The sequence below is a fragment of the uncultured Campylobacter sp. genome (assembly GCF_938017705.1).
Taxonomy (GTDB): domain Bacteria; phylum Campylobacterota; class Campylobacteria; order Campylobacterales; family Campylobacteraceae; genus Campylobacter_B.
This window is the reverse complement of record NZ_CALIIS010000128.1, coordinates 48,935-59,110: the sequence shown is the minus strand read 5'-3', so window position 1 is coordinate 59,110 and position 10,176 is coordinate 48,935. Positions and strand designations below refer to the sequence as shown.

Here is a 10,176-nt window from a genome sequence, read left to right as displayed (position 1 = left end):
AAAAGAGCCAGTGCGCGTTTTAAAGGGCGGCTATGCGCTTAAAATAGCTGCGTCGCCCGTTTTAGACAAGCTCTACTCTGCTTCGACGGGGCGGAGCTTGCCTAAATTTCAAAATTTATCCGCGCGTAGTCCCCGCCAACACACCGAGCGGCAAGAATGAGAAGCCGAATAGATATTTTTATTGGGTATCAAAACCCAAAACGATACCGCCTTTTGCACTAGCTATGAATACGGCGCGCATGAGATAGCAGGGCAAGGTGGGGATCCAATCGACAAGGCGCGAAATTTTTACAGAATTTTGCCGATTGTCGCGCGCGATTTTATCTAAGCTGCTGCAAATTTTATCCATAGACACCGCGATCTTGTCCGCGTCCAAATAAAATTTCGCGAAATTCCGTAGAATTTTACGCTGCGTATTTTGCAAACCGATCGGCGAAATTTTGCGGACGCGACCGGATTGCATGCGTAAATTCCGCCGTCAAATTATAACCTAGCGCAAATTTCGTGGATGGAATCGCTAGCTAAATTTAAACCCGCGCGGTTAAGCCCAGCAAGCCCGCCTGCTAAAATTTCGTTCGCGCAGAATTTCATTTGTGTAAAGTTAAAATTCCAGCCGAAACTCCGTCTCTCCAGGCTCGCTTCTGCACGAAATTTTAAGCCCGAGCTCGTCGCAGTATTTTTTCACGATAAAAAGCCCGATGCCAAAGCCGCCGTTGCGCTGATCAAAACGGGTGTAAAGCTCGAAAATATGCGGCAAATTTTGCTGTGCGATGCCCTCGCCGCTGTTTTTGATGCGAAGCGAGCGCTCGCTTAGGCTCACCTCGACGCAGCCGAGCTCATCACAATATTTTATCGCATTGCCAAGCAGATTGTCGATGATCTTTCGCAGCTTAAACTCATCCGCGCAAAAGACTACCGGACGTAGATCGGCGCGTAGATTTATGCGCTTTTGCTCCGCAGAGACGCCGAAATACTCTATGCGGCTTTGCAGCAGCTCGCCTAAATTTACCTCTCGCCCGCTGCCGCTTTTGTTTAAGTTTAGCGCGGTTAGGTCTTCAAACAGCGCGTTTATCGTATTTGCGCCCGCCTTGATATTGCCCAGATATTTTTTCGCATCAGTATCGAAAAGCTCGATACTCATCAAAATCACGCTAAGCGGGGTTTTTATCTCGTGCGTCGTGTCGCGGATGAAACCGTTTAAAAACTCGATCTTTTCGTAAAGCGGGCGCAGCGAAAGGCGGATGATAAAATATGCGATCAGCAAAATAAGCGCCAAAACAAGCGCGCTCGCAGCTAAAATTTTAAGCTTCAGCGCCGCTAGCTTGCCCTCAAGTGCCTCGGTTTTGATCGCTACGTAGTACTCCGTGCCGTCCTTGGCGGTGAGATTAAACTGCTCGATCCTGCCAGATCCCTCCATATATACGCGCGGCGCGTCGTCCCTCGGCTCAAAATCCCGCGCGATCTCATCGCTGCTATTCAGATCCGCCGCGTATGCCTGCATAGCGTCGAAATCGCCCTCATTTAGGCGCCCGCCGCGCGCAAGCTTAGCCTCTAGGCCATGTTTAAAATCCCTGATCGCAAAGGCATCGCGATCCGCGATAAAAAACTTCTCCCGCTCGTAAAATACGCTGCTTACCAGCGCCAAAAACAAGACGCTAGTAAGCGTGTAAAGCAAAAAAATCGGTAGAATTTGACGCATTTTGGACACGGCGCGCTCCTAAAGATATTTGTAGCCGAGCTTGGAAGCGTTTATGATGCGATCTTTGCCTAAAATTTTTCGCAGCCCGGCGATATAAACGCGCAGGCTAAGCTCGCTCGGACTCTCGTCGTAGTCCCACAGCGCGGCGAAAATTTCATCTTTACTAAGGAATTTATCGCGGTTTTTTAGAAGCAGAGCAAGAAGCCGCGCCTGCTTTTGCGGCATCGGCACGAGCCTATCTGCATGATATAGCGCGCGCTGAGTCATATCGAAGCTAAAACCTCCGCCGATATTTTCGCGCAGGGCGGCGTTATGGACGAAGGTGCGCTTTAGCAGATTATCCGCGCGCAGAGCGAGCTCTTTTAGCTCGAAAGGCTTTTTGAGGTAGTCGTCGCAACCGCTTCCAAAGCCGCTTTCGACGTCTTGCAGAGTATTTAACGACGTCGTGAAAATGCACGGTGCACCGCACCCCGCCTCGCGCAACTCGCGAAGTAGCGCAAAGCCGCTGCCGCCGATGATTTTGACGTCGAAGATCCACAGATCGAAGCTCTTTTCGTACGCTAAAGAGAGCGCCTCGTCGTAGCTTTTACTGCCGCTTACCTCGTGCCCCGCGCTGCGCATGTAGGTGCACATCATGTCTAGCAGCATCCCCTCGTCCTCGACGATCAAAACCCTTGCCATAGCCCGCCTCCTTGCGTAGAATTTTTGAAATTATACCCTGCGAAATTCCACGTAAAATTTAATTACGAAATTTCACGGCAAAATTTTATCATGGCGAAACAGCGCGTCTTGGCTCAAAAGTATGCTTACTAAATTTAGGCTTGTAAGATTGCTCGCCTAGTATTATTCGCGCGGCGCAGCACAAGAAACTAAAATTTTACGATATAAAATTTTCGCGCCGCGGAATTTTAAAATTTACAGGCAAAACACTGGGCTTTAAAATTCCGCCGCTACGAAATTCTAAAATTTTAAAATTCTCGCGCCGTGTTTCGATAAAACAAAATTCCGCGCAAATGCTGCGCGGAACTACGTAGCTTGCTCGTAAGCGGCACTACTGCGCCATAGGGCACGGAGCGGCGCCCGCATTCTAATTGCACGGCATATCGCCCCTTGGCGGCATTGCCGGACCCGCGCCGTCGCCCATTCCTTTATGCGGCATATGACCGCGCTCGCCTGGAGCCGCCTGCGATCTGTGCGGGCCAAACCCGTGAGCAGGCCTTTTAAATTTGCCGAAATTGCCGCGATCTTTAAGCTCGATATCCAGCCTATCTGCTTGCTCAACGCTTAGCTTGCCAGCCTGAGCGTTATAGTTTTGTCTAAACTCGTCTAGGAATTTCTCGCGATCCTCGACGCTCATAGCGTCCAGCTTCTTTTTAAACTCCGTTTTAAATCCGCGCTTGAGATCCCTTGCCTGCGCTCTTAGCTCGCCCGCGCGCTTATCGATCTCAAACGCCGCTTCGCTTAAGCTCTTGGCGTCCGCGCCTGCGACTGCGGCATTGATCTGCTCGGGGGTGCTTGAGCTAAAATCTGCGGCGAACAGCACGCCAGCAACTAAAACGCTTGCTAAAACAATCTTTTTCATTCTCTCTCCTTTGTGAAAGTTGACGTGATTGTAGAAAAAAGTCGTGAAGAAAAAGTTAAGTAAAGCCGCGCCGCCAAAATAGCTAGGCGTCGTAAATTTAAAGCTTTGATTTAAATTTAGAAAATTTTACGCCGCTGCGGCAAAAACAAAGCGGAAGCGCAATGCGCGCAAACAAGGCTAAATTTTAAAATTTTAAGCGGAAAGCAAGAGGTGCGCAGCGCGTAAATTTAGCATAAATTTTGCGCTGCATAGGTTGTATAAAAGCCCGCCATGCGTAAATTTAACGACAAAGCGGGCGTGTCTCGGCGCTGCGGACGGCGAAATTTCGTCGCGTAAATTTAACCGCAGGATGGACATGCTTAGAGATTGCGGATGATTAAATTTCATCCGCAACGAAGCCTATTTTATAACGCCGCAGACCATTCTAGCGCCACCGCCGCCGAGCGGCTTTGGATGGTCGCTGTGGTTATCGCCGCCTACGTGAACCATTAGCGAGTGGCCCTTTAGCTCATCTAGGCTCTTGATCTTCGGAGCTAGCACCGGATAGACCGCATTGCCCTCGGCATCGACAAAAAGCGCAGGCAGATCGCCCTTGTGACCACTATCGTCCCAAGCAAACGAGTGCTTTTTGGTGTCGCTCGGATCCCAGTGGCCGCCCGCTTTCATGCCTAGACCCTTCTCGGTCGCGCCGCAGTCGGCGTTTTGATGCACGTGAAAGCCGTGTACGCCGCTAGCAAGACCCTTTAAATTCGGGAAAAACGCCACGCCGTAGTTCGTCTCGACCGCTACGACCTCGCCGACGGATACGTTGCCCTTCTCGCCTAGCTGCTCCATAGCGATGACGAGGTGCTTGCCCGTCTTAGGGTCGAAATTTTGCATATCGCCGTGCTCGTGAGCGATCAAGGCGCTTGCGACTAAAATTGATGAAATTAGAAATTTCTTCATGAAAAATCCTTTAAAATGAAATGCGTTTGCAATTCTATCAAAAAAATACTTAAAAATAATTTTTTTCAATTAGACAAATTTCGCTTTTTGTCCAAAAGACTTATCGCAAAGAATAAAATCAAGCTGAAAATCACGAGTAAAACACTTAAAATCAGCGCCCGCTCGTTCTCTCCGTCATACACGGCATTGTAGATCGCAAGGCCTAACGTGTCGGTTTTGCCCACGATGTTTCCGCCCAGCATCAGCGTGATACCCACTTCGCCAAGCCCGCGCGAGAGCGCTAAAATAAGCGCGGAGCCGAGCGTTTTAAGCGAGCTTGGAAGGATTACGAAGAGGAAAATTTGAGCTCTGTTTTTGCCCAAAATTTGCGCGGCTTCGATTAGGCTTTTAGGAAAGAGCTCAAAGCTCGCACACACGGGCTTTACGAACAGCGGCAGCCCCACCAAAAATGCGGCGATTACCAATGAAGAAAAGTTAAAAACGATGTCTAAATTTAACGCAGAACCGATAAATCCGCTCTTTCCGAAGATGTAAAGAAGCAGAAATCCCGTCGCGATCGGCGGGAAGATGAGCGGAAAAATCACTAAAATTTCGACAATCCTTTTAAATTTAGCTTTGCTGAAAGCTAAAAAATACGCAATTGCCAGCCCTATTGAAATCAGCAGCAAAAAGCTGCAAAATAGGGCTTTGACGCTTAAAAGCAAAGGATGCGCGATCCAAACGATATCGCTCATTTAAGACCGAATTTTGAAAAAATCTCTTTTGAGCGATCCGATTTAAACTCCTCCATCACCTTTTCGCAAAACGCCTGTTCGCCGCACGCGCTAAGCCTTGCGATGTCGATATATGCGGGGCTGTAGAGGCTCTCGTCGATGTAGATGATCGAGCCGAACTCATCTTTTTTTGGTGACCGCTTCGGTGCTGTTGATAAAGCCCGCCTGCACCTCGCCGTTGATGACGTAAGCGACCACCTGCGGCACGCCCGCGACGGCTAAAATTTTATCTTTTACCGCATCCATCTTGGCGTTTTGCAAAAACTCGTTCGTCCTGATACCGTAAATCGCCTTTTTAGGATCTGGCATCGCGATCTTATCAAACTTTGCGATCTCCGAGACGTCGTTTATTTTAATATTTTTCGGCGTTACTAAAACGAGCGTGCCGCGCCCGATACGTTCAAATTTGGCGATATTTAGATCGCTTTTTTTCAAAAACGCCTCGTCGCCCACGATCGCAGCCATCTTGCCCTCTTTGGCTTGGATGGTGATTTGGCCTAAATTTGCAAACGTGCCCCCGAGGTTGAAAATGATCCCGCCACGTCCATGCCCTCTTTTTTCAAATTTTCGATCACGGCCGAGACGGGCTTTTTGTATCCGCCGCCGGCCGCGATTATCAGCTGATCCGCGCAGAACGAAACGCTTGCCGCAAGCGCTAAAATAAAAGCAATTTTTTTCATGAAAATCCTTTTTTTAAATTTTAAGAATTTTACAAAATATAATCTTATTTATTAATAGATCCCGCTCTTTTGCGGATCCAAGGCGCGCAGCCTACATTATAATTAAAATTTAATATTTAGATAAATTCTATCTTTCCGCCTAGATCGCACACGCCCTGATTCCAAACCGCCGAGCTTACGAGCACGTCCGCACCGGTAGCTGCAAACTCGGCGCAGTTAGCTTTATTTATGCCGCCCGCAGCGCAAATTTTAATCTGCGGCGCCATCTCATCTCGCTTCAAAACGCAAGCTCTAAGCTCGCTAGGGCTCATCTTATCGCACATTATCGCATCAGGTGCGTATTTTAAGAGCTCGCTAAATTCGCGCTCGCTCGCCACTTCGATCATGATCTTTCGCTCGGGCGCGCGCTCTTTAAATTTAGCAATCTGCGCGCAAAACTCGCCAAAGCTCGCAAACGCGCGGATGTGGTTTGAAAAAAACAGGACGCTGTCGTGCAGCCCCAGGCGGTGCATCGTTCCGCCGCCCGCTATCAGCGCATTTACGCAAAGCTCCTTCGCAAAAGGAAAGCTCTTGCGTGTCGCACCCAGCATGCAGCGCGGATTAGCCTCTCGCATCAGCGCAACCATCTCGTGCGCGTAGGTTGAAATTTTGCAGGAGTACTCAAACACGATCTGAACGATCTTCCAGGCTTTATGCAGGCTCTCGAAGCTCCCCTGCGCGCTAAAAATTTCATCCCCCGCGCAAAATGCGCTTCCCTCGCGCGCTAGATGCTGCGTCTCGCAACCAAAGCGCGCCGCTACCTCGCGCGCAATCTGCCCGCCGCTAAAGATCAGATCCTGTCTCGTTACGATCGAAAGCCGCGCGGGCGCATTTAAATCCGTGCAGCCGCGTAAAAGCTCGGTCGTAAGGTCCAAAAACGCGCCGTCGCTAGCGATTAGATCGTCGATTTTACTCTGTGAAATAAACATATCTAGCCTACGAAGTGAATTTTAGCGGGCTCAAAGCGCGAATGTGCCTTTGTGACGCGAGATGGAAAGCCCAAAGGCATAATGCAAAATGCCTCTAAATGCCCAGGCAGATCCAAAATTTCTCTTACGCGCTCCATCGCGTAAATATCGGGCGCTACGCCCAGCCACGTGGTGCCAAGCCCCAAATGGTGCGCCACCAGCCAAAGATTTTCTGCCGCACAAGCGCAGTCGTAGCGAGCGTAGGGCTGGAATTTTAAGCCGCTTTTGCGCGTGCAGACCACGATCGCAAGCGGCGCATCCTTCGTGCAGCCGCCGTAGGTTCCGACACTGCTAAGTAGCGTAAGCGCGGTGCGATCGCGCACTACGTAAAATTCCCATGAGCGCTGGTTGCCCGCGCTAGGGGCTTGCATCGCGGCTTTTAGCACAAGCTCGATCTGATCGTCGCTCGGCATTTTTTCGGTAAAATTCCGCACGCTCGTGCGTGTAAAAATTTCATTCATCGCTGCTCCTTTAAATTAAATTTCTAAATTCCGCTTTTTGCGAGCGGTAAAAAATGGAATTTAGAAGTAAGCTTGCCGCTGCGTTTGCTTGAGCCCTGCTTACACTTTACGCTTAGTCGCTACGCGGCGACCGATGCGCGCTAATTTGGTTTTGCTTGCCTGAGCGCGCCTTTTCTTGCATCAAAAAGCGCAAAGTCGCGATAAAATTTCAAATCGCGCTGCTATGAAAATTCGCCGCAAAGAACATCCGCTCAAACTTAGCTTGCTTAAATTTCGCTCACAAGCAAGCTTGCGATCCGCGTATTTAAATTTTAATCCTAGGCTGCTATCTGCGCTTGTTAAAACTGCGCGCCGTATATACATTGACCTACGTGCGTAGCTTGCGCGGTCCTTAAATTTCATCTCGCGCCGAGTCTGCGCCGATCTTTGCGGATAAAATTTTATCCTTCGCAGCAATGAAATTTCACCTTCGCGCCGAGCAAATTTTATCTTCGTCGCTCGGTAAAATTCCACTTTCGCCGCTTTGTATTTTAACCGCACGCGTCCGCAAAGCACTTGCCGCGCCGTACCGCATGCAAAGCGCGCTCAGATCAAAAGCTCAAAATATCTAAAATTTAACCGCCAAGCACGACTAGGCGGAGCCATGCGCCGAAGCGCTATGAAATTTAAGCGTTAAGCCTGCTCGCCTATCAGCCTGCGCACGACGTAGCTTGCGATGAAAAGCCCGAAACTAGCGGTCACGCCCATGAAGCTACCCATCGATTTGACGCGTGGCGGCTCGCTCGAGCAGACGACGTCAAAATCGCCCGCAAAGCCGCGCTTTCGCAGCTCATATCTGATCTTGCGCGCGAGCGGATCGCCTTGCGTCTGCCAGATTGAGCGGATTTCAATTTTAGCGGAATCAAGCCTCTTTGCGCCGCCCATCGAGCTTATGAAGCCCGCGCCAGACTCGCTACAGCGCAGCGCAAGCGCGATCTTAGCGCTCACATCGTCGATCGCGTCAATTACGAAATCAAATTTTGCTAGATCAAATTCCGATAAAAATTCCTCATCGATCCTAGCGGCGATCGGCGTCACGCCTTTAAATTTGTGCGCGAAAACCTCGCATTTTAGCTCGCCTACGTGCTCGCTTCCAAGCTGGCGATTTTGGTTGGTTATCTCAAAGCGATCGCAATCGATCACGCTTAGATTTACTGCGCCGCTGCGGTACAGCGCCTCTATCGCCACTCCTCCCACGCCGCCGCAGCCGCAGATTAAAATTTTAGCGTTTTGCAGCCTTGCAAAATCCTCGCCGAAAAGCAGGCGCGAGCGCGAAAAGCGGTCTACTACAACTTCACTCATCGTTTCTCATCCACCTTTCTAGCGCGCTCATCTGCTCGTGCGCGGTTAAATTTAGCTTGATCGGACTTAACGTCGCCCGCCCCCCAAAAAGCACCGAAATGTCGCTATTTTCGTTTTTGCTTGCATCAAAACTGAGCGTAGATTTGCCTAGCCAATAATACTCCATCCCGCGCGGATTGCGGTTTAGCTGCGCGTCGGTGTCGTAGAGCTTCTCGCCGCAGGGCGCAACCGAAAGCCCCTTAAAATCTTGCTTTGAGACGGCAGGAACGTTTAAATTTAAAAACTGCTTCGGCGGCAGCGGAAAGCCGTTTTTGAAAATTTTTCTCACTAGATCAACCGTGAGTTCGCACGCGAGGTCAAATCCGTACCGCTGCAGCGAGTCTGCGACGTAAAACTGGCTCACCGCAAGCGCGGGAATGCCTTGCAAGACCCCCTCCATCGCGCCTCCGCACGTGCCCGAATAGGTCACGTCCTCCGCGACGTTGGCGCCGTGATTTATGCCGCTTATCACAAGATCGGGCTTGCGATTATACAGCGCGCGGAGTGCCAAATACACGCAATCTGCGGGCGTAGCGTCGTCGAGTTTGAAAAATCCGTCGTTGAGCTTTACAAATCTAAGCGGGCGCGTGAGCGTGAGCGAGTGCGAGCATGCCGATTTCTCCGAGCTCGGCGCTACGATAGTGACGTTTGCGACCCCTCTTAGCGCGCTTGCGAGCTCCAAAAGTCCGCGCGCTTCGAATCCATCGTCGTTAGTGATTAAAATTTCTTTCATATTCTCTCTTTAGCTAAAATTTCACAACAGACCTATCGGGGCGGAATTTCGTCTGTAAAATTTTAGCGCTTAATTCTTTACTATGCAAAAATTGCTACTTAGCTTGCGTGGCGTAGAATTCCGTCGCGCCAAATTTTTCAATAAAATTCCATGCGAACTTAAATCGCAAAATTCATAGAAAAATTCCGCCTTTTTGCTACGAAATTTTATCTTTTTTTGCTACAAATTTTATAGCCTGCTATGCAATTTCATCGCCTAAATTTCGTTTTCGAAATTCCTTAAATTAAATTTTGCGACCGCACTCCGCAACTCGCCGCAAAATTTGTCTTTTAAATTATCGCAGATTTTGCACCACGAAATTTCGCTTTCGCGCCGATGTAAATCCGCGGCATAAAATTATGCGAGATATTCTACAACCCTGCTTTGCGGCATATCTCCTCGCTTACCTGCGAATCAAGTAGGTGCGAGTTCGGATAATCGTAGAAAAATCGGTGCACTTCACGCACTCCGCTTCGCAATAAAGCTCGCGTACTAGGTGCATTGCAGTCATTTTCGGTAATATCCTTAGTTAGCAATTTGAGATATTTTTGCCGATCGGAGCTTTTCAGGCTCGCCCAGCCGGGGCTTAGCGAGTAGGCATAGATCAGATCGCTTCCTTGTGCGCTAATTTCTTCGAGGAAGGCAAACTGCGCGACCTTAACGTGGGGCTTGGTGCCGCCTACGTCTGCTGCGATCTCGCTAGCTGCGGCTTTAGCGACGAGTGCGGGCGAGCCTAGCTTACTAAGCGCCTCAAAACGCGCCGTTACTGCGGGATCCTCGGTGACTTGACGCTTTTGATATTTAGCCGCGCCGCAACCGCCCAGCAACATCGCGAACGCGCCGCATAGCGCTAAAATTTTAAAATTTCTCATCTTAA

At 49.7% G+C, this 10,176-nt stretch carries 13 protein-coding genes; all 13 read right to left on the bottom strand.

Features of this window, described 5'->3' with window-relative positions:
- Window positions 1-178: 178 nt before the first annotated feature.
- The 13 genes from Q0605_RS06555 to Q0605_RS06495 all read right to left on the bottom strand — a co-directional run bounded on the left by Q0605_RS06555 (window position 179) and on the right by Q0605_RS06495 (window position 10,171).
- Window positions 179-463, bottom strand: coding sequence for a hypothetical protein (locus tag Q0605_RS06555; protein WP_298705284.1), 285 nt, complete (start codon window positions 461-463; stop codon window positions 179-181).
- Window positions 464-601: 138 nt separating this feature from the next.
- Window positions 602-1,699, bottom strand: coding sequence for a HAMP domain-containing sensor histidine kinase (locus Q0605_RS06550; RefSeq protein ID WP_298705287.1), 1,098 nt, complete (start codon window positions 1,697-1,699; stop codon window positions 602-604).
- Window positions 1,700-1,717: 18 nt separating this feature from the next.
- Window positions 1,718-2,380 carry a response regulator transcription factor gene (locus Q0605_RS06545; RefSeq protein ID WP_298705282.1) on the bottom strand — a complete coding sequence of 221 codons (663 nt, stop codon included), beginning with the start codon at window positions 2,378-2,380 and terminating at the stop codon, window positions 1,718-1,720.
- Between the two features lie 406 nt (window positions 2,381-2,786).
- Window positions 2,787-3,281: a DUF1104 domain-containing protein gene (locus Q0605_RS06540; RefSeq protein WP_298705280.1), complete on the bottom strand. Its 495-nt coding sequence runs from the start codon at window positions 3,279-3,281 to the stop codon at window positions 2,787-2,789.
- 399 nt (window positions 3,282-3,680) lie between these two features.
- The gene (locus Q0605_RS06535) at window positions 3,681-4,226 is read right to left on the bottom strand and encodes a superoxide dismutase family protein (RefSeq protein WP_298705278.1); all 546 of its coding nucleotides are present in this window, start codon (window positions 4,224-4,226) and stop codon (window positions 3,681-3,683) included.
- Between the two features lie 65 nt (window positions 4,227-4,291).
- On the bottom strand, window positions 4,292-4,960 hold the full coding sequence (locus Q0605_RS06530; protein ID WP_298705276.1) for an ABC transporter permease subunit: 669 nt from the start codon (window positions 4,958-4,960) through the stop codon (window positions 4,292-4,294).
- A 159-nt stretch (window positions 4,961-5,119) separates the two neighbouring features.
- Entirely contained in the window at window positions 5,120-5,464 is a 345-nt protein-coding gene (locus tag Q0605_RS06525) for a substrate-binding domain-containing protein (protein ID WP_298705274.1), read from the bottom strand.
- A gap of 32 nt (window positions 5,465-5,496) precedes the next feature.
- Complete coding sequence (locus Q0605_RS06520; RefSeq protein ID WP_298705271.1) at window positions 5,497-5,679, bottom strand: hypothetical protein; 183 nt, start codon at window positions 5,677-5,679, stop codon at window positions 5,497-5,499.
- 116 nt (window positions 5,680-5,795) lie between these two features.
- Window positions 5,796-6,647, bottom strand: coding sequence for a ModD protein (gene modD / locus Q0605_RS06515; RefSeq protein WP_298705270.1), 852 nt, complete (start codon window positions 6,645-6,647; stop codon window positions 5,796-5,798).
- Window positions 6,648-6,649: 2 nt separating this feature from the next.
- On the bottom strand, window positions 6,650-7,147 hold the full coding sequence (locus Q0605_RS06510) for a nitroreductase family protein (RefSeq protein ID WP_298705269.1): 498 nt from the start codon (window positions 7,145-7,147) through the stop codon (window positions 6,650-6,652).
- Window positions 7,148-7,819: 672 nt separating this feature from the next.
- A complete protein-coding gene (locus Q0605_RS06505) occupies window positions 7,820-8,488 on the bottom strand; it encodes a tRNA threonylcarbamoyladenosine dehydratase (protein ID WP_298705267.1) in 669 nt (222 codons plus the stop codon).
- The gene (gene surE / locus Q0605_RS06500; protein WP_298705265.1) at window positions 8,481-9,260 is read right to left on the bottom strand and encodes a 5'/3'-nucleotidase SurE; all 780 of its coding nucleotides are present in this window, start codon (window positions 9,258-9,260) and stop codon (window positions 8,481-8,483) included. Before surE ends, Q0605_RS06505 begins: the two co-directional genes overlap by 8 nt.
- Window positions 9,261-9,670: 410 nt before the next feature.
- On the bottom strand, window positions 9,671-10,171 hold the full coding sequence (locus tag Q0605_RS06495) for a hypothetical protein (RefSeq protein ID WP_298705263.1): 501 nt from the start codon (window positions 10,169-10,171) through the stop codon (window positions 9,671-9,673).
- Window positions 10,172-10,176 lie beyond the last annotated feature (5 nt).

What these genes read in the sequence shown, in the direction of transcription:
- Q0605_RS06555 (WP_298705284.1), bottom strand. Translation starts at nt 463, where the DNA reads ATGCAATCCGGTCGCGTCCGCAAAATTTCGCCGATCGGTTTGCAAAAT.
- Q0605_RS06550 (WP_298705287.1), bottom strand. Translation starts at nt 1,699, where the DNA reads ATGCGTCAAATTCTACCGATTTTTTTGCTTTACACGCTTACTAGCGTC.
- Q0605_RS06545 (WP_298705282.1), bottom strand. Translation starts at nt 2,380, where the DNA reads ATGGCAAGGGTTTTGATCGTCGAGGACGAGGGGATGCTGCTAGACATG.
- Q0605_RS06540 (WP_298705280.1), bottom strand. Translation starts at nt 3,281, where the DNA reads ATGAAAAAGATTGTTTTAGCAAGCGTTTTAGTTGCTGGCGTGCTGTTC.
- Q0605_RS06535 (WP_298705278.1), bottom strand. Translation starts at nt 4,226, where the DNA reads ATGAAGAAATTTCTAATTTCATCAATTTTAGTCGCAAGCGCCTTGATC.
- Q0605_RS06530 (WP_298705276.1), bottom strand. Translation starts at nt 4,960, where the DNA reads ATGAGCGATATCGTTTGGATCGCGCATCCTTTGCTTTTAAGCGTCAAA.
- Q0605_RS06525 (WP_298705274.1), bottom strand. Translation starts at nt 5,464, where the DNA reads ATGGCTGCGATCGTGGGCGACGAGGCGTTTTTGAAAAAAAGCGATCTA.
- Q0605_RS06520 (WP_298705271.1), bottom strand. Translation starts at nt 5,679, where the DNA reads ATGAAAAAAATTGCTTTTATTTTAGCGCTTGCGGCAAGCGTTTCGTTC.
- modD (WP_298705270.1), bottom strand. Translation starts at nt 6,647, where the DNA reads ATGTTTATTTCACAGAGTAAAATCGACGATCTAATCGCTAGCGACGGC.
- Q0605_RS06510 (WP_298705269.1), bottom strand. Translation starts at nt 7,147, where the DNA reads ATGAATGAAATTTTTACACGCACGAGCGTGCGGAATTTTACCGAAAAA.
- Q0605_RS06505 (WP_298705267.1), bottom strand. Translation starts at nt 8,488, where the DNA reads ATGAGTGAAGTTGTAGTAGACCGCTTTTCGCGCTCGCGCCTGCTTTTC.
- surE (WP_298705265.1), bottom strand. Translation starts at nt 9,260, where the DNA reads ATGAAAGAAATTTTAATCACTAACGACGATGGATTCGAAGCGCGCGGA.
- Q0605_RS06495 (WP_298705263.1), bottom strand. Translation starts at nt 10,171, where the DNA reads ATGAGAAATTTTAAAATTTTAGCGCTATGCGGCGCGTTCGCGATGTTG.